This is a genomic window from Streptomyces sp. NPDC030840 (genome assembly GCF_055572015.1).
This window is the reverse complement of the sequence record NZ_JBVIEE010000029.1, coordinates 16724-40254: the sequence shown is the minus strand read 5'-3', so window position 1 is coordinate 40254 and position 23531 is coordinate 16724. Positions and strand designations below refer to the sequence as shown.

The 23531-nt window shown below is 71.9% G+C and carries 18 protein-coding genes; 9 read left to right on the top strand and 9 right to left on the bottom strand.

What is annotated here, in order from left to right; translation table 11 throughout:
• Positions 1–163: 163 nt before the first annotated feature.
• Positions 164–667 (top strand): SgcJ/EcaC family oxidoreductase, encoded by a 504-nt coding sequence (locus ACZ49J_RS39660; RefSeq protein ID WP_467455935.1) that lies wholly within the window; start codon positions 164–166, stop codon positions 665–667.
• Positions 668–748: 81 nt separating this feature from the next.
• Here ACZ49J_RS39660 and ACZ49J_RS39655 read toward each other — a convergent pair whose 3' ends face one another.
• Both ACZ49J_RS39655 and ACZ49J_RS39650 read right to left on the bottom strand, forming a co-directional pair.
• Entirely contained in the window at positions 749–2137 is a 1389-nt protein-coding gene (locus tag ACZ49J_RS39655; RefSeq protein ID WP_467455937.1) for a HAMP domain-containing sensor histidine kinase, read from the bottom strand.
• Positions 2134–2859, bottom strand: a complete 726-nt coding sequence (locus ACZ49J_RS39650; protein WP_467455938.1) for a response regulator transcription factor — start codon at positions 2857–2859, stop codon at positions 2134–2136. The genes ACZ49J_RS39655 and ACZ49J_RS39650 overlap by 4 nt, the downstream gene beginning before the upstream one ends.
• A 304-nt stretch (positions 2860–3163) precedes the next feature.
• On the opposite strand from ACZ49J_RS39650, the gene ACZ49J_RS39645 reads away from it, so the two are divergent.
• The 4 genes from ACZ49J_RS39645 (at position 3164) to ACZ49J_RS39630 (ending at position 7907) form a co-directional block, all read left to right on the top strand.
• Complete coding sequence (locus ACZ49J_RS39645) at positions 3164–4456, top strand: aspartate kinase (protein ID WP_467455940.1); 1293 nt, start codon at positions 3164–3166, stop codon at positions 4454–4456.
• Positions 4456–5553, top strand: a complete 1098-nt coding sequence (locus tag ACZ49J_RS39640; protein ID WP_467455942.1) for an aspartate-semialdehyde dehydrogenase — start codon at positions 4456–4458, stop codon at positions 5551–5553. The genes ACZ49J_RS39645 and ACZ49J_RS39640 overlap by 1 nt, the downstream gene beginning before the upstream one ends.
• 474 nt (positions 5554–6027) lie before the next feature.
• On the top strand, positions 6028–6624 hold the full coding sequence (locus ACZ49J_RS39635) for a SigE family RNA polymerase sigma factor (RefSeq protein ID WP_467455943.1): 597 nt from the start codon (positions 6028–6030) through the stop codon (positions 6622–6624).
• Positions 6621–7907 carry a hypothetical protein gene (locus ACZ49J_RS39630; protein ID WP_467455945.1) on the top strand — a complete coding sequence of 429 codons (1287 nt, stop codon included), beginning with the start codon at positions 6621–6623 and terminating at the stop codon, positions 7905–7907. Before ACZ49J_RS39635 ends, ACZ49J_RS39630 begins: the two co-directional genes overlap by 4 nt.
• A 165-nt stretch (positions 7908–8072) precedes the next feature.
• On the opposite strand, the gene ACZ49J_RS39625 is transcribed toward ACZ49J_RS39630, so the two are convergent.
• Positions 8073–8882, bottom strand: coding sequence for an SURF1 family protein (locus ACZ49J_RS39625; protein WP_467455946.1), 810 nt, complete (start codon positions 8880–8882; stop codon positions 8073–8075).
• Between the two features lie 186 nt (positions 8883–9068).
• On the opposite strand from ACZ49J_RS39625, the gene ACZ49J_RS39620 reads away from it, so the two are divergent.
• Positions 9069–10910 (top strand): S9 family peptidase, encoded by a 1842-nt coding sequence (locus tag ACZ49J_RS39620; protein WP_467455948.1) that lies wholly within the window; start codon positions 9069–9071, stop codon positions 10908–10910.
• 135 nt (positions 10911–11045) lie between these two features.
• Here the strand turns inward: ACZ49J_RS39620 and ACZ49J_RS39615 are convergent, their stop codons facing one another.
• Positions 11046–13136 carry an NAD-binding protein gene (locus ACZ49J_RS39615; protein WP_467455949.1) on the bottom strand — a complete coding sequence of 697 codons (2091 nt, stop codon included), beginning with the start codon at positions 13134–13136 and terminating at the stop codon, positions 11046–11048.
• 138 nt (positions 13137–13274) lie between these two features.
• On the bottom strand, positions 13275–14204 hold the full coding sequence (locus ACZ49J_RS39610) for an alpha/beta hydrolase family protein (protein ID WP_467455950.1): 930 nt from the start codon (positions 14202–14204) through the stop codon (positions 13275–13277).
• Between the two features lie 278 nt (positions 14205–14482).
• Here ACZ49J_RS39610 and ACZ49J_RS39605 point away from each other — a divergent pair, with 278 nt between their 5' ends.
• On the top strand, positions 14483–15703 hold the full coding sequence (locus ACZ49J_RS39605; RefSeq protein ID WP_467455951.1) for a PucR family transcriptional regulator: 1221 nt from the start codon (positions 14483–14485) through the stop codon (positions 15701–15703).
• A gap of 151 nt (positions 15704–15854) precedes the next feature.
• On the opposite strand, the gene ACZ49J_RS39600 is transcribed toward ACZ49J_RS39605, so the two are convergent.
• A complete protein-coding gene (locus tag ACZ49J_RS39600; protein WP_467455952.1) occupies positions 15855–16574 on the bottom strand; it encodes a DUF4142 domain-containing protein in 720 nt (239 codons plus the stop codon).
• 233 nt (positions 16575–16807) lie between these two features.
• Between ACZ49J_RS39600 and ACZ49J_RS39595 the strand changes: the two genes are divergently transcribed.
• Complete coding sequence (locus tag ACZ49J_RS39595; RefSeq protein ID WP_467455954.1) at positions 16808–19519, top strand: FG-GAP-like repeat-containing protein; 2712 nt, start codon at positions 16808–16810, stop codon at positions 19517–19519.
• A gap of 81 nt (positions 19520–19600) precedes the next feature.
• On the opposite strand, the gene ACZ49J_RS39590 is transcribed toward ACZ49J_RS39595, so the two are convergent.
• Together ACZ49J_RS39590 and ACZ49J_RS39585 are read right to left on the bottom strand one after the other, a co-directional pair.
• Positions 19601–20521, bottom strand: coding sequence for an RNA polymerase sigma-70 factor (locus tag ACZ49J_RS39590; RefSeq protein ID WP_467455956.1), 921 nt, complete (start codon positions 20519–20521; stop codon positions 19601–19603).
• On the bottom strand, positions 20518–21723 hold the full coding sequence (locus ACZ49J_RS39585; RefSeq protein ID WP_467455957.1) for an NAD(P)/FAD-dependent oxidoreductase: 1206 nt from the start codon (positions 21721–21723) through the stop codon (positions 20518–20520). The genes ACZ49J_RS39590 and ACZ49J_RS39585 overlap by 4 nt, the downstream gene beginning before the upstream one ends.
• Positions 21724–21963: 240 nt before the next feature.
• Here ACZ49J_RS39585 and ACZ49J_RS39580 point away from each other — a divergent pair, with 240 nt between their 5' ends.
• A complete protein-coding gene (locus ACZ49J_RS39580) occupies positions 21964–23184 on the top strand; it encodes an amidohydrolase family protein (protein WP_467455959.1) in 1221 nt (406 codons plus the stop codon).
• 34 nt (positions 23185–23218) lie between these two features.
• Here the strand turns inward: ACZ49J_RS39580 and ACZ49J_RS39575 are convergent, their stop codons facing one another.
• Positions 23219–23410: a hypothetical protein gene (locus ACZ49J_RS39575; protein ID WP_467455961.1), complete on the bottom strand. Its 192-nt coding sequence runs from the start codon at positions 23408–23410 to the stop codon at positions 23219–23221.
• Positions 23411–23531: the final 121 nt, after the last annotated feature.

The window sequence follows — 23531 nt, the reverse complement described above, 5'->3', positions numbered from 1 at the left end:
ACATGACCGTCACCGTACGTGAATTGGGAGCGCCCTGGACGCCCCCTGTACGTCCGCTGCACGGGCCCTAACCGTCGTCACGCGAATCTGGAGTCACTTCCACCGCAGAGCAACACAGAACGCGGAGGGAGCGACCCCACCAGACACCGCACTGGAGTTCGCGATGACCCGTAAGACCCGCATACGCGCCGCCCTCGTCACCGCTGCTGCCGTCGCCACCGCCACCACGGTGACCGTCGGCGTCAGTGCGGCCGGCCAGGACAAGGGCGGCCACGTCAGACCCTCCAAGAAGCAGGTCACGACCTTCTTCGACAACTGGAACGCGGCCCTGCAGACCGGCGACCCGGCCAAGGTCGCGGACCTGTACGCGAAGGACGCGGTCCTCCTGCCCACCGTGTCCAACAAGGTCCGCAGCGACCGCGCCGCCATCGTCGACTACTTCGAGCACTTCCTCGCCAACAAGCCGTTCGGCAAGAAGATCGAGACGCACGTCAACGTCCTCGACGGCAACTCCGCCATCGACACCGGCGTGTACGAGTTCACGCTCACCGACCCCGAGTCCGGTGAGAAGAACGTGGTCAAGGCCCGCTACACGTACGAGTACGAGAAGCGGGACGGCAAGTGGCTCATCGTCAACCACCACTCCTCGAAGATGCCCGAGGGGTGATCCGAGGGCTGATCAGCAGCCACCCGCCCAAGGCCCGGGGCCGCGGGCTGAGTGCGGGGCGCCATCCCCCCCGGTACCGCCTCAGCCCCCGCCCCGCGGCGCCCCCCGCAGGGTGAGCGTCACGCACAGTCCGCCGCCGGGCGCGTCGCGCAGCGCGACGGTTCCGCCGTCGTCGGAGACCAGTTGTCTGACGACGGCGAGGCCGAGGCCCGAGCCGGAGCGCCCGGTGAGGCCCTGACCGCGCCAGAAGCGGTCGAAGGCGCGGGACTTCTCGGCGTCCGACATGCCGGGGCCCTCGTCCAGTACCGACAGCACCACCTCGTCGCCCCGGGCCTCCACCTCGACGGTGATCGTCCCGCCGTCGGGTGAGACCTCCAGGGCGTTCGACAGCACGTTGTCCAGGACCTGGTCGAGGTGACCGGGGCTGGCCAGCACCAGCAGCCGGCCGTCGGCACTCCCCCTGAGCGTGACGGTGACTCCGCGCTCGTCGGCGGCCGGCCTCCACACCGCGAGCCGTTCCTCGATCACGTCCCGCAGGGGGAGCGGCTCCACCGCCGTCACCTTGGCCTCCGCCCGCGCCAGCACCAGCAGGTCGTTGACCAGCCGGCTCATGCGGACGACCTCGGCCGTCGCCTGCTCGACGTCCTCCTTGACGTACTCGTCGTCGACGCCGTCCGCGATGTTGTCCAGGGAGAGCCGCAGCGCCGTGAGGGGGGTGCGGAGCTGGTGGGAGGCGTCCGCGACGAAGATCCGCTGTGCCGCGATCAGGGTGTCGAGGCGCTCCGCGCCCTGGTTGAGCGTGCGCGCCAGGGTCTGTGTCTCCTGGGGGCCCGTGACGGGGGAACGGGCCGTCAGGTCACCGTCGCTGAACTTGCTGGCCATGTCGTTGAGCTGCCGCAACGGCCTGGTAAGCCGGCGGGCCACCGCGGCGCCGATCACGGCGGCCACGGCCAGAACGATCACGGCGAGGACCGCACGGAAACCCCAGATCAGCCACAGCCGGCTGGTCATCTCCTGGGTCGAGTACACGATCCGTACGGCTCCGACGACCGGTCCCTCGTCCTCGTTCCCCTTCCGGTCCGCCTTCGCCGCCCCCTCGTGCGCGGGAACGGTGACCACCAGGTTGCTGCCCCAGATGAAACGCGAGCCCCAGTCGGTCGTCGTGTCGCCCTTCTCCAGGGCCCTGGTCAGGGCGGCGTCCCCGGCGGGGCGCGGCAGGTCCGGCGCGCAGGCGTCGGTGGGGGTCACCTGGACCGCGCCCTGGAAGGCGGCGGCCATCTCCCGCAGCGCCCGGCACGCGTCCGCGTTCCCCGCGCCCAGCAGCCGCGCCATGGTGGTCGCCTCGCGTGCGACCGAGGCCCCGGTGTCGCCCCGCAACTGGTCGGTGAGCGTGAAGGCCACCGGCACGGTGAACAGGGCGATGGCGACGGCGACGAGCAGGACGTAACTGCGGATGAGCTGGCGGATCATGACGCGCTGCCGTCACCCTGGCCGGGGGAGCCGGCTTCTCCTTCGCTGTCGTTCACGATCAGCCGGAAGCCCACACCCCGCACCGCCTCGATGGTGATCGCGTCCGCCAGCTTCCGCCGCAGCGCGGCCACGTGCACGTCGAGCGTCTTCGTCGGCCCGAACCAGTTCGCGTCCCAGACCGCCTCCATGATCTGCTCGCGCGACATCAGCGCGCCCGGCTCCTCGGTGAGGAAGGCGAGCAGGTCGTACTCCTTGGGCGCGAGGGCGACCTCCTTCCCGTCGAGGTGGACGCGCGCGGCCTTGCGGTCGACGGTCAGGCGGGACCCGTAGCGGTCGGGGCCCGCGGCGGGGGCGGCCTCGGAGGCGCGTGGCTGCATGCGCCGCATGACCGCCCGTATGCGGGCGATGACCTCACGCACGCCGAACGGCTTGGAGACGTAGTCGTCCGCGCCCAGCTCCAGCCCGACCACCCGGTCCGTCTCGTCGCTGCGGGCGCTGATCACGATGATCGGGACGTCGCCGCGGTCGCGGAGCGCCTTGCAGACGTCCAGGCCGTCGGTGTCGGGCAGGCCGAGATCCAGGAGTACGACGTCGTAGGGGCTCTCGTGGGCCAGGGCCGCCGCGCCCGTGGACACCCACTCCACCTCGAAGCCGTATCTCAGCAGACCGCGCCGGAGGGACTGGGCGACCGGCTCGTCGTCTTCCACCAGAAGTACGCGCACGCGACGAACACTAGTGCTTGAAAGTTGTGGTTCATCCGTTACCGGGGCCCTGGTGTGACTCGGGGCACTTTTTCGAGTGGCGCGCATGGTCCTGGGCAGGTACCGGTGCGGAGCGGCCGGAGCTCTCCGGGCGAAAAACGGCGGACGCGAGGCGGACGCCGGAGAGAAATCCGGGGTGGTCACGGCGTGAGCGGGACATCTCACCATGCGATACCCCGGAGGGGATGTTCGGCCGCTCGATAGACTGAGCCGACCGCAGTACTTGTGTATGTGCGGACCGAGACGGACTGAGCGAGGAGCGCACGTGGGCCTTGTCGTGCAGAAGTACGGAGGCTCCTCCGTAGCCGATGCCGAGGGCATCAAGCGCGTCGCCAAGCGAATCGTGGAAGCGAAGAAGAACGGCCACCAGGTGGTCGTCGTCGTTTCCGCGATGGGCGACACGACGGACGAGCTGATCGATCTCGCCGAACAGGTATCTCCGATGCCGACCGGGCGTGAGTTCGACATGCTGCTGACCGCCGGAGAGCGGATCTCCATGGCCCTGCTGGCCATGGCGATCAAAAACCTGGGCCACGAGGCCCAGTCCTTCACCGGCAGCCAGGCAGGCGTCATCACCGACTCGGTCCACAACAAAGCGCGGATCATCGACGTCACGCCGGGCCGCATCCGGACCGCGCTGGACGAGGGCAACATCGCGATCGTCGCCGGGTTCCAGGGCGTCAGTCAGGACAAGAAGGACATCACGACCCTCGGCCGCGGTGGCTCGGACACGACCGCCGTCGCGCTGGCCGCGGCCCTCGACGCCGAGGTCTGCGAGATCTACACGGACGTCGACGGTGTGTTCACCGCCGACCCGCGGGTCGTCAAGAAGGCCCGGAAGATCGACTGGATCTCCTTCGAGGACATGCTGGAGCTGGCCGCGTCCGGCTCCAAGGTGCTGCTCCACCGCTGCGTGGAGTACGCCCGCCGCTACAACATCCCGATCCACGTCCGCTCGTCCTTCAGCGGACTGCGGGGCACATGGGTCAGCAGTGAGCCACTCGTTCAACAGACGCAGCAGCAAGGGGAACAGAAGGTGGAGCAGGCCATCATCTCCGGGGTCGCGCACGACACCTCGGAGGCCAAGGTCACGGTCGTCGGTGTGCCGGACAAGCCGGGCGAGGCCGCCGCGATCTTCCGCGCCGTCGCCAACGCCGAGCTCAACCTCGACATGGTCGTGCAGAACGTGTCGGCCACGTCGACGGGCCTCACGGACATCTCCTTCACGCTGCCGAAGACCGACGGCCACAAGGCGATCGAGGCCCTGGAGAAGGCGAAGAGCGCTATCGGCTTCGACTCGCTGCGCTACGACGACCAGATCGGCAAGATCTCCCTGGTCGGCGCCGGCATGAAGACCAACCCGGGCGTCACGGCCACCTTCTTCGAGGCGCTGTCCGACGCCGGCGTGAACATCGAGCTGATCTCGACCTCCGAGATCCGCATCTCGGTGGTCACCCGCGCCGACGACGTCCCCGAGGCCGTGCGCGCCGTGCACAGCGCCTTCGGACTCGACTCGGACAGCGACGAGGCCGTCGTCTACGGAGGCACCGGCCGCTGATGACCGACCATGCCGGGCGTGCCGCTCGGTCTTCCGGGCGCACCGGCAGGCCGACGCTCGCGGTCGTGGGAGCGACCGGGGCCGTCGGCACGGTCATGCTCCAGATCCTGTCCCAGCACGCGGACATCTGGGGTGAGATCCGCCTGATCGCCTCGCCGCGCTCCGCCGGCCGCAAGCTGGCCGTGCGCGGCGAGGAGGTCGAGGTGGTGGCCCTGACGGAGGATGCCTTCGACGGCGTCGACGTCGCGATGTTCGACGTGCCGGACGAGGTATCCGCCCAGTGGGCGCCGCTCGCCGCGGCCAGGGGCGCGGTCGTCGTGGACAACTCGGGCGCCTTCCGGATGGACCCGGAGGTGCCGCTGGTGGTGCCGGAGGTCAATCCGCACGCGGTCCGCCGCCGGCCGCGCGGGATCATCGCGAACCCGAACTGCACCACTTTGTCGATGATCGTCGCGCTGGGCGCGCTGCACGCCGAGTTCGGCCTGCGCGAGCTGGTCGTCTCCTCGTACCAGGCGGTCAGCGGCGCCGGGCGGGCGGGCGTCGAGACGCTGCGGCGGCAGTTGTCGCTGGTCGCCGGTACGGAACTGGGGACGCACCCCGGTGACGTACGGCGGGCCGTGGGCGACGACACCGGGCCCTTCCCGGAGCCGGTCGCGCTGAACGTCGTTCCCTGGGCCGGTTCGCTGCGCGAGGACGGTTGGTCCTCGGAGGAGATGAAGGTACGGGACGAGTCCCGCAAGATCCTCGGGCTCCCCGAGCTGCCGGTCGCCGTGACGTGTGTGCGGGTGCCGGTGGTGACGACACACTCGTTGACCGTCCACGCCCGCTTCGAGGGCGAGGTCACCGTCGACAAGGCGCGTGAGATCCTCGCCACAGCCCCGGGCGTCGTCCTCTTCGACGACCCGGCCGCCGGCGAGTTCCCCACCCCCGCCGACGCCGTGGGCACCGACCCCACCTGGGTGGGCCGCGTACGCCGCGCCCTGGACGACCCCACAGCCCTCGAACTCTTCGTCTGCGGCGACAACTTGCGCAAGGGCGCGGCCCTGAACACTGCCCAGATCGCGGAACTGGTGGCGGCGGAGCTCGGCGCCCCGTAGGGGCGCGGGACCGCACAGAACCAGGGACGGAACCCGGCAGACGAGACGTACCCACCCAGCAGCGAAGCGCCAACGTAAAATCTGTGGTGTTCACCTGACCAAGGGAATGGTCCGGACCACTTGATTCAAAAGCTCAGACGTTCGACGATTTCCCTCCCCGTCCTCCGCAACCGCGCGGAGGGCGGGGAGCGTCTTTGCGAACGCCCTTCGGGGGGGCGAACAATCTTCACATACGGGCACAGGGGAAGAGCTGGTACGCATGTGGGCATGTGACACGTCGTCCGGTACGCCGTCGGACAGATCGTCGGGCAGGCGGCCGGACGCGTGGGCGGGGGCGCGGCCCGACGCAAAAGTGACGCGCGTCGCGTACAACCCCGGCGGGGGGACGCGGGTCCAACAAGCGTGGCAGAGGTACTCGACTTCACCGCGGTACAGGCGAGGGGCACCGCCCTTCGTCCACCCCGCCGTCCCCGCATGTCCGGCGCGCCCGGCGGCATGCCGGTGATCGCCCCCATGCCCGCAGCGCGGCCCGCCCGCATACCGAACCAGCGCGACGGCGCTGAGGAGACCACGGCGGCGGGTACGACCGTCGACCATCTCACCGAGACCTACCGCGCCCACTACCGGTCGCTGCTCGGTCTCGCGGCGCTCCTCCTCGACGACACCGCGTCCTGCGAGGACGTCGTCCAGGAGGCCTTCATCCGCGTGCACTCCGCGCGCAAGCGGGTGCGCGACCCGGAGAAGACGCTGGCCTACCTGCGCCAGACGGTCGTCAACCTGTCCCGCTCCGCCCTGCGCCGCCGCATCCTCGGCCTGAAGCTGCTGTCCAAGCCCATGCCGGACATGGCGAGCGCGGAGGAGGGCGCGTACGACCAGTTGGAGCGCGACTCGCTGATCAAGGCGATGAAGGGACTCCAGCGGCGCCAGCGCGAGGTTCTGGTACTGCGCTACTTCGCGGACATGACCGAGGCGCAGGTCGCCGAGACGCTCGGCATATCGCTGGGTTCGGTCAAGGCGTACGGCTCGCGCGGCATAGCGGCCCTCAGGGTCGCCATGGAGGCACCGGCATGAGCAGGCACGACGAGCGCGGGCCCCAGGACAGGCACGAAGAGCAGGCCCGACACGAAGAACGCGCCGGGCACGAAGAGCGCGAAGAGCACGGATCGCACGCTGTGAACGGAACGGTGAATCACGGCCCCGACGGACAAGGTCAGGGTCCCGAGGACGGGGGCGGCGAACAGGGGTCGGGCCGCCAGAGGCTGGAGGCACTCGTCTTCGGATCCCACGGCGCGGGCGCCCCAGCGGCCGGCTCGGGCCCGCCGCGTGGCCTCGCCGGTCCGGACGGTCCGGGCGGTGAGGACGGTTCCGACGGGCTCGGTTCGGACGAACTGGCGCTGCGCAGGATGCTGCACCAGGCCGTCCATGAGATCGAGCCGCGGGACGGCACCCTGGAGCACCTGCGGCGCGCGGTGCCTGCCCGCCGGGCCCGCAAGCGGCAGGCCGTCGTCGGCATGGCCGCCGCCGCGCTGTTCGTCGGTACGGCGATCCCGGCCCTCGTCCACGTCTCGAACGCCACCGGCCCCGACGCCGACCCGTCCATGGCGGGCAACACCTCGCAGGCGCAGGGCGGCGCGGCCCAGGACAAGGACCGGGGCAGCGGCTCCAACTCGTCGAGCGGCTCCGGCGGTTCGTCCAAGGACACCGGCAAGGGCAGCGGCAGGAACAAGGGCGACCAGGGCAAGGGCGCGACCAGCGGCGCCACCGGGCCCTCGGCCACCGCCTCGGCCGAGGGCGCCCCGGCCTGTACGGCGGCCCAGCTCGGCGGTTCCTCGGCGAGCGTGGCCTCCCCCGACTCCAGCGGCACGGTGTACGGCAGCTTCCGCGTGGCCAACGTCTCCGGCACCAGCTGTACGGTCACCGGCGCGGGCGGCGTGGGCGCGAGCGCCCAGGGCGCGGCGGACCCGTCCAAGGTTCTCGTGGCGCAGCACGTGGCGGGCGACGGGGTCACCGGGCTGCCCGACCCGTCCCTGTCCGCCGCCCAGATGCTGCTGCCGCCGGGTGGCGCGTACGTCGTGAAGTTCGCCTGGGTGCCCTCGGAGACGTGTCCCACCAGCAGTGACCCCGACCCGTCGCCCGATCCGTCGCCCACCGAGAACAGCACCGGCACCGGCGGGACCGTCACCGACGGCGGCGGCAGCGGCACGTCACCCCAGCTCGTCACCGAGGACGGTGTCGCCGACGGCAGCGTCGTGGTGTCCTACACGACCGCGGCCGGCACGGCGACGAGCCCGGCCACGGTGAGCAACGCCTGCGCGGGAACGGTCTACTACACGGGCCTGCTGTCGGGGGCCTGAGCGGACGACGGGGTCCGGCGCCGGCGGGTCCGGTGCCGGGCGGGGCTTGGTGCTGAGCGAGGTCCGGTGCCGGGAGCGCGTCGGGTCGGCGTCGCTGGAGGGCCGGCCGACGGGGCCGTTACCGGGGCCGGTCGCCGGTCGCGGTGGGGGAGCCCGGCGGGTCGCCTAGGAGGCGGCGGTTTCCCGGGTGCGCTCGCCTTCCCGCTCCGGCTCCTCGCCGTCGACGAGCCCCAGCTGCGCGTCCCGGACGAACTCCACCTCGCGGCGCAGCAGACGGAACCACATGAAGACCACGAAGCCCGCGAACACGAACCACTCGCCGGTGTAGCCGAGGTTCTGGAACGCCTTCAGGTCCAGGCCCGTGTCCTGCGGCGCGGCCGGGGGGACGGCCTTCATGCCCGAGTCGCCCTTGCTGAGGGTGATCCACGCGTCGTACACGTCGTACGGTACGAGGTTCACCAGCGAGGCCGCGCTGATGGCCCCGGTCTGGCCCTCCGGCAGTCCGCCGGCCGCGCTCACCCCGTTCGAGCCCGGGGTCTCGGACGCCTGCAGAGCACCGGTGACAGTGACCTCGCCCTTGGGTGCGGCGGGAGCCTTGGCCGGATCCGCGTCTCCGGGCAGCCAGCCCCGTACGACGGGCAGTGCCCTGCCCTCGCCGGTGCGCAGCAGGGTCAGCACGTAGTACCCGCGCCTGCCGTCCAGCTCGCGGTCCGGCACCAGCAGTTGCCTGCCGTACCGGCCCGTCGCCGTGGTCTGCCTGCCCGACGTCTCCTTGTCGACCGGAAGCAGCTCGTCCAGCGGCCGGGCCACGTCGTGCTGCGCCGCCTCGGCCTGCTCGCCCGCCGACCGGTGGCTGTCCACGCGTTCCTCGAACCGCCCCAGTTGCCACGACCCCATGAACAGGCAGAAGGGGATGGCCAGCACAACGAAGACGTTGATCCCCCACCATCGGGGCGTCAGCAGGAACCGGTACACACCGTCAACGGTACGGGGCGCGGACGGGGCCGCGGGCCGCGGGGTCGGTGTCGCCGCTGTGCGGCATCGGCCCACCGGGCGGCGCCCGCCCCCTCACAATCGGCCCTGACCTGCGCCGACGAAAAGTTTTCCACAGGCTGGGGGCCTCGGCAGCGGAAGCCGGGGCGGGGCGGGCACTATGGGGCCATGACCGAGACCAACGGATCCACCCCGCAGGAGCAGACCCGGTCGATGCCCGACTGGGAGAAGCGCTTCCGCGCGCCCAGGGTGTCGCTGCCGGACTGGGCGGAGGACGCCCCCCACCGTTCGCTGTTCGTCTCCAACGCCACGGGGACGTACGAGCTGTACGCGTGGGACCGCGAGACGGACACGCAGCGCCAGGTCACCGACCGGGCGAACGGCACGACGGACGGCGTGCTCGCGCCGGACGGCGAGTGGATCTGGTGGTTCGACGACAAGGACGGGGACGAGTTCGGCGTGTGGCGCCGTCAGCCGTTCCACGGCGGGCCGGACGAGGAGGCGGCACCGGGCCTCGCGCCCTCCTACCCGGCCGGGCTGGCCATCGGCCGTGACGGCCGCACGGCGGTCGTCGGCCGCTCGACCGACGAGGACGGCTCCACGATCCACCTCTCCCGGCCGGGCACGGACGCGGTGGTGATCTACCGCCACCGCGAGTCGGCCGGCGTCGGCGACCTCTCGCACGACGGCTCGCTGATCGCGATCGAGCACACCGAGCACGGCGATGCCATGCACTCGGCACTGCGCGTGCTCCGGCCGGACGGTACGACGGTCGCGGAGCTCGACGACACCAAGGGCGGCACGGTCGAGCTGGGCCTGGAGGTGCTGGGCTTCGCGCCGGTCGAGGGGGACACGCGGCTGCTCGTCGGCCACCAGCGGAACGGCCGCTGGGAGCCGCTGGTGTGGGACGTCGCGACGGGCGAGGAGACCGACCTCGGCCTTGCGGCCCACCTGGAGGGCGACCTGAGCGCCGAGTGGTACCCGGACGGTTCGGCGCTGCTGGTGGTGCACAGCTTCGAGGCCCGCAGCGAGCTGTACCGCTACGAACTGGGGACGCGTGCCCTGGAGCGGGTGGAGACCCCCAGGGGCACGGTGTCGGGGGCGACGGCCCGCCCGGACGGCAGCGTGGAGTACCTGTGGTCGTCGGCCGCCGAGCCGCCGGTCGTGCGCTCGACGTCGGGCAAGGTGGTCCTCGACCCTCCGGGCCTGAAGTGCCCGGGCTCGCTGCCGGTGGAGGACGTGTGGGTGGACGGGCCGGGCGGCCGCGTCCACGCACTCGTCCAGCGCCCCGCCGGGGTGCAGGGCCCCTACCCCACCGTCTTCGACATCCACGGCGGCCCGACCTGGCACGACAGCGACGCCTTCGCGGCGGGCCCGGCCGCGTGGCTCGACCACGGGTACGCGGTGATCCGGGTCAACTACCGCGGCTCCACCGGCTACGGCCGCGCCTGGACGGACGCCCTGAAGCACCGCGTCGGCCTCATCGAGCTGGAGGACATCGCGGCGGTACGGGAGTGGGCGGTCACCTCCGGCTTCGCGGACCCCGCCAGACTGATCCTCACGGGCGGCTCCTGGGGCGGCTACCTCACACTGCTCGGCCTCGGTACGCAGCCGGAGGCGTGGACGCTGGGCATCGCCGCGGTCCCGGTCGCCGACTACGTCACGGCCTACCACGACGAGATGGAGGCCCTGAAGGCCATGGACCGCACGCTGCTGGGCGGCACCCCGGAGGAGGTGCCGGAGCGGTTCGAGGCGTCGTCACCGCTGACGTACGTGGACCAGGTGAAGGCCCCGGTCTACATCTCGGCGGGCGTGAACGATCCCCGCTGCCCGATCCGCCAGATCGACAACTACGTCCGGCGGCTGGAGGAGCGGGGGGCGGTGCACGAGGTGTACCGGTACGAGGCGGGACACGGATCGCTGGTGGTCGACGAACGCATCAAGCAGGTACGGCTGGAACTGGAGTTCGCGAAGAGGCACCTGCCGCAGTCCAGCCCCTCCGGCGTTTGAGGAACGGGGGTCCGGGGGCCGGCCCCCGAAACGGGGTCCGGGGCGGAGCCCCGGCGGGGTCGAAGGGGCGGAGCCCCTGGGGACAGGACGGGTAGGGGCGGCGGGGGCGAAAACCCTCCCCGCCCCACCCCGGCCCTACGCCCCCGCCCGCTCCCGACCCCGCCGCCTCCCCAGCAACTCCGCCAGCCCCCTCCGCGTCGCCGCCAGCACCACCCGGTCGGAGCCCCGCAGGACATACGTGTCGGGCAGATCCCACACCAGCCCGGACGCCCGCGCCTCCTCGTACGCCGACTCCGCCGCCGGCTCCTCCCGCCGCCCGTCGGAGACACCCGTGTCGAGCGCCAGAACCCGCCAGGCCCCCGCCCGGAAGGCCTGCCCCACGGTCCTGCCCTCCAGTTGCGGATGCCCGCCCACATCCACGGCCGCGAACAGCAGCACACGCCGCTCGACGGGAATCGCCCCCAGGATCTGCCGCCCCATCATCGCCCCGGCGAACGCGGGCGCGGCCAGATGGGACACGCTGCGGCTCCGCGTGGACGCGTGCGGGTGCGCGGCCCGGAGGGTGCGGTACACGGCCGTCGCGAAGTCGTCGTCGTACAGCCGCAGCACGACCCGCAGATCGGGCCGCACGGACCGCGCGTACAGCGCTGCCTCCAGGTTCGTCGTGTCGGCGCTCGTCACCGCCAGCAGCGCGTGCGCCCGGTGGATCTTGGCGGCCTCCAGGACGCCCTCCTGCGTGACGTCCCCGAGGACCACCGGCACCCTGAGCCGCCGCGCCGTCGCCAGGCCCCGCGCCTCGGGATCGGACTCGACGCACACCACGGGGATGTGCAGCTCCCGCAGCCGCGTCAGGACACGCGTGCCGATCTTGCCGAGTCCCAGCAGCACGACGTGTCCGCCGAGGCCGCGCGGCGGTTTGCGCAGGGCGGAGGCCGTCCGGAAGGTGCCCAGGGCTTCCAGGACCGCGGCCAGCAGGACCGGCAGCAGCAGCAGGCCGACCAGTCCGGAGAGGAGTTGGAGGATCTGGACCCCGATGGACTGGTGGAGGGCGGGGTCGTTGATGGCGAACAGGTCGAGCAGCGTCAGGTAGGTCGCGTACAGCACGTGGTCCCCGGTCACCACCGACAACGCGACGGCCAGAGCGACCACGCACCCCACCAGCCCCGCCAGCGACCACCGCAGCCGCCGAGAGAACAGCGAGGCGAGCGGCGGGACGATCCCACGGCCCGCGGGCAGCGACGGCCCGGAGTACGACACCTGCTCCAGCACGATGGTCCCGCACCCGCTCGCCTCCGCCACCTCCGATGCGTCCGGCAGCAGCCGCGGTTCCTGGTCCCTGGACGGGGCCTGGGCGGACGGTTCCGCGGGCGACAGCAGTGCGAGCGTGGCCAGCCCGGGATCGGCCGTCTGTCCGGGCCGCAGGGGTGGCCTTTCCACCGCGCGCAGCATCAGCCCGTCCGTCTGCACGACCTTGCTGGTGCCGGCGACGGCGGTGGCGGCCAGCGCGGGCGCGGCCGTGTCGGCGTCGGACAGGACGGTCGTGGACGCGTCGAACCCCGCGCCCGCATCGCCGTCGGCGCCGCCGCCCGGCCCGCCGTCCGGCCCGGTCCACGTCGCCAACGCCGCCGCTTGGTCGAGGAGTTCCTCGATGTGCTGACCCAACCGCCGGTTGTAGAGCCGCAGGACGAGCCGCAGACGCGGGTTGCACCGCCGGGCCGTGAGCGCGGCCCGGATGTTGGTCTCGTCGTCGTCGTACACGAGCGCGAGCGCGGCCGCCCGCTCCACCCCGGCCTCGAACAGCACCGCCTCGGTCGCCTCGGCGGACTCCAGCACCCGCGTCGGGGGCCCGGCGTCCCCGCCGGAGGAGCCGGAGGAACGTGAGGAGCCCGAGGAACGCGAGGCGCCCGACGAACCCGACGACGCCGAGGAGCCCGACGACGCCGAGGAGCCGGCCGAGCCCGAGGAGCCGGTCGAGCCCGAGGAGCCGGTCGAGCCCGGGGAGCCGGGGGCCTGGGGCGGGTCGCCGTTCCCGGCGGCCCGGTTGACCGCCGCCGACACCCGGTCCGACACCCGGTCCAGCAGCGCCGAGGCCCGCGCTCGTCCGACCACCGGTCGTCGTGCCACCCGCTCGGCGGCCGGCACGACCAGGGTCACCTGCTCGCCGTAGACGGTCCGCAACTCGGCCGCCAGCCGGTGCGCCAGCCCGTCGTCGCCGCACACGATCATGTGCGTCCCCGCAACCGGCGGGCCACTCTGATACGGAACGCTCCCCACGAGGGGAAAGACTGCCGCAACGAGGGGCCGGATGCCCACGCGGGGTCACCGCGTGAGCTTCCGTCGGTACCAGCCCCCGTCGGCGCCGGCTCAGCTGTGGGGGCAGGTCGCCCGGTACTGGCTGATGTTGGCGTTCGGCGCGGGTGCCGGGCACAGGAACTGGTCGTAGCGGGTGTCGAGGTCGACGAACCGCTTCAGCCAGGAGATCGCGTACTTGGCGACGACCGGGCCCTCGGCGACGGGCGCGAAGTGGTCACCGTCCTTCAGCTCCAGGTAGGCCTTCTCCGGTGCCGTGATGCCGGTGAAGAAGGGGATGGACATCGAGGAGACGGGCGCGATCGCGTCCGACTGCCCACCGATGATCAGCGTGGGGACCTTGTCCGCCGTCTCCCAGCTGGTGTCGACCTCCCACGGCGCCAGCGGTACGGCGGCCTTGAGCGAGGGCCTGTTCGCGGACGCCCACAGGCTCGCCCCGCCACCCATCGAATGGCCCATCACAGCAAGGCGGTTCGGGTCGATCCGGTTCTTCACCGCACTGCTCGTCGTGAGGTAGTCGAGCGCGGCCAGAAGCTGTTTGGCGCGGTCCTGGGGGAAGTCCTGTCCGCTGAAGGTGTCCAGCGTGAACACCACGAACCCCTGCGAGGCCAGACGCGGGCCGAGCCACTGGACCACGGCCTGCGGCGACACGAAGCCGGGGCTGACGGCGACCGCGCCGAACGTGCCCTCGGCCGTGGACGTCGGGTAGTAGATCGTGCCGTTCTTGAAGCCCGGCCCGCTGCCCTGTGGCACCGTCACCTGACTGATCGCGAAGGGGCCGCGCGCGGCGGTCACACTGGCCTCGGTGGGCGCGGGCCCGCGTTCGTACGGGCTCTGTTGCACGGCGACGGCCGCGCGCGCACCGCCGTACCGGCTCTCGGCCGGCGTGGGGCTGGCCTGGGCCGCGGAGTTGACGCCCAGCAGGGCGGCCAGCGAGACACCTGTGGCCACCAGTGCCAGTCGCTTCCTCAGCGCTGTGCTCATGGGGAGTCGTCCTCTCGTACGGGGGTCCCGTGGGGGGAAATCCGGTCTGATCCGAGAGGAATGGTGGGAGCGGGACCGTGCGCCGCGCTGTACGGGCAAGCGGTGAGTTGCGCGGCTGACTTGTCGGTTCGCCACAGGGTGCGCACCGGGTTGAGCAGTCTTGGCGCGCGGTGGACAAGCCAAGCAACTCGCCTTGTCACGTAAGTGAGTTGACGTGCCGGGTGGTACGCGAGGAGCATCCCGGGATAGAGGAGCCCGCCGGAACCCGGAGGGGAAACGTGACTGTCACCGACCCGCCGTTGGTACCACTCGCCGTCGCCGGAACGCCCCTGTCGGCCATGCTCCGCCCGCACCTCGCGGACGCCGTGGCCGAGATCGAACGTCAGGTGCGTCAGCAGAACCTGCAAGCGGGCAGACCGCTGGACGGTGACTACGCCCAGGTCGTCCACGAGGTCATCCACGAGACCGTCGCGTTCTTCGTGGACTCGCTCGCGCAGGAGGAGCCGGACGTCGGGGAACTCGCCGCGCTGTACTTCCGCCTGGGCGCCGAGGCGGCCAGACGGGGCCGGGGCCTCGACCGTCTCCAGACGGCGCTGCGGCTGAGCAGCCAGGTCGCCTGCCGCCGTTTCATCAAGGACGCCTACCGTTTCGGCTGGCCCAAGGAGACGCTGTCCCATCTCACCGACCATCTGTTCGAGCTGCTGGCCAGGGCCGCCGACGCCGGTGCCCAGGGGCACGCCCGGCAGCAGGGGCACATGGCGAGCGACCGGGAACGCCGTCGTGCCCGGCTGCGCGACCTGCTGGTCCGTGAGCCGGCTCCGGCGCCGGAGGCGATCGCGGACCAGGCCAGGCCGGCCGAGTGGAAGGTGCCGGCGACGCTCGCGGTGGTGGCTCTGCGGCCCGCGGGCTCCCCGCTCCCCGCGCAGAACGGCGGGCGTGCGCCCAGCCGCGTCCTGCCGCCGGACGTCCTCGCCGACTGGGAGGCGCCGGCGCCGTACCTGATCGTCCCCGACCCCGACTCGGCGGGCCGCGACTGGCTGCCCGCGCTGCTGCGCCGCCTCGGCCCGGCGGCGATCGGGCCCACGGTGCCGCCGGAGCGGACGGCCACGTCCCTCAGGTGGGCCCGGCACACGATCGCCCTCGTCGAGCGCGGCATCCTGGACGCCGACCGTCCCGTCCGCGCCGCCGACCACACGGCCCTGCTGGCGGGGGCGTGTGCCGAGGACCTGATCGACACCACGGCGACGGACACGCTGGCCCCGCTGCTGGCCCTGCCGCCGCGCCGCCGTACGCCCCTCCTCGTCACCCTCCTGACGTACCTTCAGTGCGGTGACAACGCGGTCCTCACCGGCGAGCGGCTCCACATCCACGAGCAGACCGTCCGCTACCGCCTGCGCCGCATCACCGAACTCACCGGCCACACCGGCCACGACCCGGCCCACCGCCTGGACCTGATGCTGACCCTCACGTGGCTGATCCACGCGGAGGGAAAGGGCTGAATCCAGCCCGTCCGGCGTCTGAGGACGAGGCCGCCAGGCCGACAGCGGGGGTCTGGGGGCGCAGCCCTCAGGGACAGGATGGGGCAGGGCGGGGCAGGATGGGACGGGAAGGGGCGGCGGGGGCGAAGCACCCCTCAGGACGAGGGCCGGGTCACGGTGCCGGAGGCGTCGTCGCCGCGTTCCCCGGCGGGGTGAGCGCCACGACCGGCTCCCCCGGCCGGGGAGCGGGCGGGGTGACGTCGGCGGCGGGCAGCTTCGGCGGGGCCGTCTCCTGGAAGAGGACCTGGCCGAAGTCCACCAGCCCCGTCTTCTCCATGACCGTGATGTGGTCGAGCACGGTGTCGTTGGCCTGGTCGGCCAGCCGGCGGACGAGCGTGTTCTCGGTGGTGGCGCGGATCTTCGCGATGGTCGAGAAGATCGTGCCGTGGGTGACCCGCAGGATGTTGGCGAGATCGGAGTCGAACTTCTCGCCCTTGTCCGAGGTCAGGGTCGCCACGAAGCCCCGCTGCTGCGGGCTCGGCTGGTTGGGCAGCGTGATCCCCAGTTCGGGGGCGATCCTCCGGCAGGTCGCGTCGAGCGCCGCGTGACCGCTCACCAGGTGCTGCCCGGCGGTCCGTACGGCGGTCGTGGTGCCCTTCCGCAGGGCCAGCTCGCCGGAGGGGAACTCCCACAGCCCGGCCGCCCGCACCTTCACCACGAAGTCCCGGTCGGCCTCGGTCAGCGGCCCGTACCGCGTGTCGGCGATGATCCGCGACGGCGAACCGCTGGTGGTCCGCACCCCGAGCATCGCCGGATACGCGAGGGCGGACAGCGTCAGCCCCAGCGCGCCCACCATGAACACCGTCCCCGCCGTACTCCGCGACATCCGCATGAGAGCCCCTCCCACCCGCAACGACTTCTGGACACGACAGCCCGGGCCGCCTCGCCGCTGGAGGGGCGGAGACGGCTCGTGTGCCGGGCAGTACGGGGCGTTCGGACCAGGGAATCCTCTGGCCCGGGCAAAGACTGCGTCAGGGCGGATCCACGTCTGTGATGTTCGCGCGGAGCGGCGCGCTGGGTACGTCGGGTCACCCATGTGACGGGTGTGCCCCAAGTGGCTTCGACATGGGGGGACTCTTGAGTCGCCGTACGTCACACGCGTACCAACCGCTGAGCGTCAGGCGAAGAGCCTGGCTGACCCTGGGCGTCGTGCTCCTGGGAGGTGCGGGCGTCGTCACCTACGCCGTCGCCGGCCCCTCCGACGACCCGGGCGCTACCGCCAGGGCCAAGCGGCCGGTGAAGGTCCACGAACTCGCCCTGAACGGCACGGGCGGCAGGCGCGAACTGGCGCGCACCGGCACCGAGCAGTTCTCCCTGCTCGGTGTCTCGTGGACCGGAGCCACGAAGCGGGTCGACGGGACCGCGCGGGTACGCGTCCGCAGCAGCGAGACCGGCGAGTGGAGCGGCTGGCAGGACCTGGAGGTCGACACGGACCCGCCGGAGACCGTCGAGCCCGGTATGCGCGGGGCGTCGGAGCCCCTGTGGGTCGGCCCTTCCGACGGCGTCGAGGTACAGGTCGTCCGCAAGAACGGGGCCACCAGTGCCGTACTGCCCAAGGGACTCCAGGTCGACCTCGTCGACCCGGGTGTCGTGACGACGGCCGAGACCACGTCGGTGGGCACCGAGATCGAACCGGCCGCGTACGTGGCCGCGGACACCGCGACACCGACCGACACGGCCACGGCGACACCGACACCGACACCGACCGACCCGGCGACCGCGACGCCCACCGACACGGCCACGGAACCCGCACCGCCCAGCGACTCCACCTCGCCCAGCGACTCCACCTCCCCCTCGCCCACCGAGCCCAAGCCGGTGGCCCCGCCGTCCACGGTGACCGAGCCCCCGATCATCAGCAGGGCCGGCTGGGGCGCGGACGAGTCGAAGGTCGACGACCCGCCCCAGTACCTCGACAAGATCAGCGCCGTGTTCGTGCACCACACGGTCGGCTCCAACAGCTACAGCTGCGCCCAGTCCGCCTCGATCGTGCGGGGCATCATGGCGTACCACATCGACGCAAACGGCTGGAACGACCTCGGCTACAACTTCCTGGTCGACAAGTGCGGCCAGATCTTCGAGGGCCGCGCGGGCGGTGCCGACCTGCCGGTGCTGGGCGCGCACACGTACGGCTTCAACAGCTACTCCACCGGCATCGCCGTGCTCGGTGACTACCAGGGCGACCCGGCGAACGGCGTCCCGGCGGGCAAGCCGAGCAGGGCCGCCATGGAGTCGGTGGCCCGCCTCGCGGCCTGGAAGCTGGGCCAGTACGGCGGTGACCCGCTGGGCAAGGTCACGCTGACCGCCAAGGGTGACACCGGGGTGTGGAACGACGGTCAGGCGGCCACCCTCAACACCATCTCCGGCCACCGCGACGCGTACGCCACCGAATGCCCCGGCACGAACCTGTACTCCAAGCTCGGTGAGATCCGCCGCTTCGCCGCGAGCGCCGGCCGGAACTCCGCGATCCCGACCGCCGACTTCAACCGCGACGGCGTCACCGACCTCGTCGCCGGTGTGCCGAAGGCGTCGGGCAGTGTCGGCAACGTCGTCGTCGTACCGGGCGGCACGGACGGACCGGTCGCCGACGCCAGGCTGAAGCTCACCCAGTCCAGCCCGGGCGTGCCCGGCACCTCGGAGTCCGGCGACCAGTTCGGCGCCGCCACCGCCTGGGGCGACATCAACGGCGACGGGTATGCCGACCTGGCCATCGGCGCACCGGGTGAGGACGACACGTCCGGGAACGCCGACCGGGGCGCGATCACGGTTCTCTACGGCCCGGGCCTGAACACGGGCACCTCGTACGCCACCACGGGTGTGACGCGCGCGGGCGCCAGGCTCGGCTCGGCCGTCACCGTCGGCGACTTCAACGCCGATGGCAAGGCCGACGTCTTCTCGGCCGGAACCGGCAACGGCGGTTCCTGGAACGCCCGCCTGACCGGCGGCGCCACCCAGTACGGCAAGCTGACCACGGCCACCGGGTCCGTCGCCTACACCGATGCCGCGACCGGCGACTTCAACCGTGACGGCTACGCGGACGTGGCCCTCGACTACCGCGACCAGTCCGGCATCGGCAGGGTCACCTGGTTCAAGGGCACCGCCGCCGGCCTCGTCAAGGTCAGCGTCCTGTCGGTCAAGGGCGGCCGTTCCATCGCCGCGGGCGACGTCAACGGCAACGGCTACGACGACATCGTCATCGGCCAGCCGTATACGGCGGAGTCCGGCGCGTACAAGGGCGGCCAGGTCACCGTCGTCCCGGGTACGTCGACGGGCTTCACCACGACCGGCATGAAGACCGTCACCCAGGACACGGCCGGAGTCCCGGGCGCGGCCGAGGACGGCGACGCGCTCGGCTGGTCCGTCTCGGCCGGCGACTACAACGGCGACGGCTACGCGGACGTCCTCGCGGGCGCCCCCAACGAGGACATCAGCCGCGGCGGCGCCAACCAGTCGAACGCCGGTGCGGCTCTGCTGCTCAGGGGCGCCTCCTCGGGCCTGACCGGGTCCGGCGCCCTGGCGTTCGACCAGGACACCTCCGGCATCACCGGCTGGACGGAACCGAACGACAAGTTCGGCTCGTCCGTCGTCCTGCAGGACCTGTCCGGCTGGGGTCGCGCGGACCTCGCCGTCGGAGCGGAGGGCGAGAACGCCTACGACGGCGCGATCCTCCAGCTCGACAGCGGCAGCTCGGGCATCGACACGAGCGGCGGCGTCTACTACGGCCCAGACACCCTGGGCACGCCCACGGACGCGCACCTGGGACAGACCCTGACGCCGTAGGGGACTCGTGGCGGGGAGACCCGTCCTTCCGCGCGCGGCCGGCCAGGACATCACGTCCTGGCCGGCCGCCGCGCGTGTGCCTCACCGCGTCCCGATGCCGTACGTGGTGCCGTCGGCGACGGCCCGGAGCTTGTCCGGGTTGGCCACGTTGTGGAGGGCGGTGATGCGTCCGTCGGCGCCGAAGTCGAAGGTGACGGTGGCGATGACGCGTCCCGGCGCGCTGAACACGATGCCCGGGCCGCCGTTGATCTCGACGAGTTCGGCCTTCATGTCGGCGGGCTCGACGCCCTGGTAGGTGACGGTGCCGATGGCCGCGAACCAGGAGGCCACCGTGGCCGCGCCCACCACCGGACGCAGGGCCTGGCGGACCTTGCCGCCGCCGTCGGTCCACAGGGTGACGTCCGGGGAGAGCAGCTCCATCAGGGCGTTGACGTCCCCGCCGGTCGCGGCGGCGAAGAACCGCTCGGTGGCCTCGCGTTGCCGCGACCGGTCGGTGGTGAAACGCGGCCGCCGGGCGCGTACGTGCTCGCGGGCCCGGTGCGCGGCCTGCCGCACCGCGGTTTCGGAGCGCTCCACCGCCTCGGCGATCTCGGCGTGGCTGAAGGCGAAGACCTCCTTCAACACGAACACCGCGCGCTCCAGCGGGCTGAGCGTCTCCAGCACCACCAGCATGGCCATCGACACCGACTCGGCGTCGGTGACGATCTCGGAGGCGTCCGGACCGGTGAGGATGGGTTCCGGCAGCCACGGCCCCACATAGGTCTCCCGCTTGTGCCGGGCGGAGCGCAGCCGTTCCAACGCCAGGTTCGACACGATCCGCGTCAGGTACGCCTTGGGGTCGGTCACCTGCGAGCGGTCCGCGGCGGACCACTTGATCCAGGCGTCCTGGACCGCGTCCTCGGCGTCGGCCGCGCTGCCGAGGAAGCGGTAGGCCACGGAGAACAGCAGGTTGCGGTGGTCGTGGAAGACCTGCTGGTCGGAGCGGGCGGGCAGGTCGGTCACCGGCCCACCCCGACCCGGGTGAAGCGGCCCCCGCGGGGCCAGAACGCGCCCGAGGCGGGCATCTTCTTCATACGGCCGTAGGCCGGCCAGGGCGAGGCGGTCACCGTCTCCTTGTACCGGACGGCCACGCGGCCGGTCAGGCAGATCCGGCGCGGGCTGTCGTCGGGGCGGGTGAACTGCACCACCGCGTCGTGCCGTCCCAGGCTCACCGGCGTGTGGTAGTAGCCGAAGCGGAACGGCTTGGGCCGCTTGCCCCTGAGGACGCGGTCGATCGACAGCGCGGCGTGCACCCCGGTCGGCATACCGCCCTGGCAGGTGCCGTGCAGGACGCCGTAGCCCTGGCGTATCGCGGCCGCGTCGCCGATCGCGTACACCTCGGGGTGGGACACCGACCGCAGCGTGGCGTCGGTGACGACGCGTCCGCGCTCGTCGACGGCCATCCCGGCGGCGGCCGCCAGCGGCGAGGTCCGGGTACCGCTCGTCCACAGGACCGCGTCGGCCGCGACGCTCTCCCCGCCCGCCAGTTCCACCGCGTCGGGCAGCACCTTCACCACCTCGGCCCCGGAGCGCACCGTCACGCCCAGCCGGTCGAGCGCGGCACGCAGGTACGCCTTCGCCCTGGGATTCATGGCCGCACCGGGCTCGCTCCGGCCCAGCAGCACGACGTTCAGCTCCGGGTACCGCTCGGCGATCTCCGCGGCCGACTCGATACCGGTCAGCCCGCTGCCCGCGACCACCACCGTGCCGCCGCCGAGCCGCGCCAGCCGGTCGGCCAGCAACCCGGCGTCCTCGGCGCCGCCGAGGGTGTACGCGTGGTCCTCGGCCCCCGGTACCGCCGAGGTGTCGGCGACCCCGCCAAGGCCGTACACCAGCGTGTCGTAGGGCAGCACCTGGTCGTCGTCGATCCGCACCGTCCTCGCGTCCGCGTCCACCGCCGTGACCCAGCCGCGCACGAACCGCGCACCCGTGCCCCGCAGCAGGTCCGGGATGCTCAGCTCGGTGAGCTCCTGCCCGGTCGCCGTCATGTGCAGCCGCATGCGCTCGGTGAACCGTTCCCGCGCGTTCACCACGGTCACCCGCACCCCCTCGCGCCGCTTCACCCGGGCCGCGAGCTGGACGGCCGCGGCCATGCCCGCGTATCCCGCCCCCAGGATCACCACACGGTGCGTGGCCGTCATGCCGGTCTCCCGCTGTGCGCTCATCGTTCCGTCCTCCTCGGCTCGCCTGCTGACGCCCACCAGATGGGAGCAGACGGCCCGGACGTGACATGGGCCGGATGTGACGTGCGACACAGGTTGTGCCGGGGGTCGTTGGACGGCGCCGGCCCGCGTCCGCGAAGCCGTCGTGGCCCGTTTCCCCTTGCGGTCGCGGGGGGTGACCCCTAACTTGAAACTGACGGAGCGTCAGATATCGCGGTCTGCGGCACAGGGAGGGGCACGGGAATGGTCGGCAAGGACGGCGGCACAAAGGACCTGCCCAGGGTCATCAGCGTGGACGATCACGTGATCGAGCCCGCGCACCTCTTCGAGACGTGGCTGCCGGCCAAGTACCGGGACAAGGGCCCCAAGCCCCTGACCGCCGGTATCGGCGAGCTGCGGTACATCGGCGGCAAGTACCGGTTCACCACCGACCCCGACGGCCAGCTCACCGACTGGTGGGAGTACGAGGGCACCCTCTTCCCGTACAAGCGCATCATCGCCGCCGTCGGGTTCTCCCGGGACGAGATGACCCTCGACGGGATCACCCGTGAGCAGATGCGGCGCGGCTGCTGGGACCCCAAGGCCCGGCTGGAGGACATGGACATCAACCACGTCGAGGCCTCCCTCTGCTTCCCGACGTTCCCGCGGTTCTGCGGGCAGACCTTCGCGGAGGCCAACGACAAGGAGGTCGGCCTCGCGTGCGTCCGCGCCTACAACGACTGGATGGTCGAGGAGTGGTGCGGTGACAGCGGCGGCCGTCTCATCCCGTTGTGTCTGATCCCCCTCTGGGACGTCGACCTGGCCGTCGAGGAGATCCGGCGCAACGCGGCCCGCGGCGTACGGGCGGTGACCTTCAGCGAGATCCCCACCTACCTCGGGCTCCCGTCGATCCACTCCGGCTACTGGGACCCGTTCTTCGCGGCGTGCGAGGAGACCGGGACGGTCGTCAACATGCACATCGGCAGCAGTTCACAGATGCCGGCCGCCTCCCCCGACGCACCGCCCGCCGTACAGGCCTCGCTGAGCTTCAACAACGCGATGGCGTCGATGATGGACTTCCTCTTCTCCGGCGTGCTGGTGAAGTTCCCGCGCCTCAAACTCGCCTACAGCGAAGGGCAGATGGGCTGGATCCCGTACGCCCTGGAGCGCGCCGACGACGTCTGGGAGGAGCACCGCGCCTGGGGCGGGGTCAAGGACCTGATCCCGGAGCCGCCGTCGACGTACTACTACCGGCAGATCTTCTGCTGCTTCTTCCGCGACAAGCACGGCATCGAGGCGATCGAGACCGTGGGCGTGGACAACGCGACCTTCGAGACGGACTACCCCCATGTCGACTCGACATGGCCGGAGACCAAGAAGGTGGCCGCGGAGCACGTGGCCGGCCTCCCCGACGACGTGACGTACAAACTGCTGCGGGGCAACGCCATCAGGATGCTGGACCTGGCCTTCGACCGGGGGGCATAGCCAGGAGGGGGCCTCCGGCACCGGTGACGGGCACTCACCACCGTGGCGCGTCGACGAGGTCGCCGGTGTCGAGGCCGGTGTCGTGCTCCGTGGCGCCGGTCCCGGCCCGCTCCGGTGCCGGGCGGCGCGCCCGGCTCTTCTCCCACTGGTGGCGGATGCTGTCACGGGCTGTCCGTGTACGGGTGCCGCGGAGGTTGTTCCTGATCACTTCGTACACTTCCGGCACGGGTGCTCACCGATCCCTCGTGGGGGCTGACCTGCGCTCAGAGTGTCCGAGTTTCCGAGTTCCCGAGTTCCCGAGGGGAAACGGCCGGCCGACGGGCGTGCGCGGCCCCGGAAAGGCCCTC

What these genes read in the sequence shown, in the direction of transcription:
- ACZ49J_RS39620 (WP_467455948.1), top strand. Translation starts at nt 9,069, where the DNA reads ATGACCGAGACCAACGGATCCACCCCGCAGGAGCAGACCCGGTCGATG.
- ACZ49J_RS39615 (WP_467455949.1), bottom strand. Translation starts at nt 13,136, where the DNA reads ATGATCGTGTGCGGCGACGACGGGCTGGCGCACCGGCTGGCGGCCGAG.
- ACZ49J_RS39585 (WP_467455957.1), bottom strand. Translation starts at nt 21,723, where the DNA reads ATGAGCGCACAGCGGGAGACCGGCATGACGGCCACGCACCGTGTGGTG.
- ACZ49J_RS39655 (WP_467455937.1), bottom strand. Translation starts at nt 2,137, where the DNA reads ATGATCCGCCAGCTCATCCGCAGTTACGTCCTGCTCGTCGCCGTCGCC.
- ACZ49J_RS39640 (WP_467455942.1), top strand. Translation starts at nt 4,456, where the DNA reads ATGACCGACCATGCCGGGCGTGCCGCTCGGTCTTCCGGGCGCACCGGC.
- ACZ49J_RS39595 (WP_467455954.1), top strand. Translation starts at nt 16,808, where the DNA reads ATGGGGGGACTCTTGAGTCGCCGTACGTCACACGCGTACCAACCGCTG.
- ACZ49J_RS39660 (WP_467455935.1), top strand. Translation starts at nt 164, where the DNA reads ATGACCCGTAAGACCCGCATACGCGCCGCCCTCGTCACCGCTGCTGCC.
- ACZ49J_RS39610 (WP_467455950.1), bottom strand. Translation starts at nt 14,204, where the DNA reads ATGAGCACAGCGCTGAGGAAGCGACTGGCACTGGTGGCCACAGGTGTC.
- ACZ49J_RS39600 (WP_467455952.1), bottom strand. Translation starts at nt 16,574, where the DNA reads ATGCGGATGTCGCGGAGTACGGCGGGGACGGTGTTCATGGTGGGCGCG.
- ACZ49J_RS39635 (WP_467455943.1), top strand. Translation starts at nt 6,028, where the DNA reads ATGTCCGGCGCGCCCGGCGGCATGCCGGTGATCGCCCCCATGCCCGCA.
- ACZ49J_RS39630 (WP_467455945.1), top strand. Translation starts at nt 6,621, where the DNA reads ATGAGCAGGCACGACGAGCGCGGGCCCCAGGACAGGCACGAAGAGCAG.
- ACZ49J_RS39580 (WP_467455959.1), top strand. Translation starts at nt 21,964, where the DNA reads ATGGTCGGCAAGGACGGCGGCACAAAGGACCTGCCCAGGGTCATCAGC.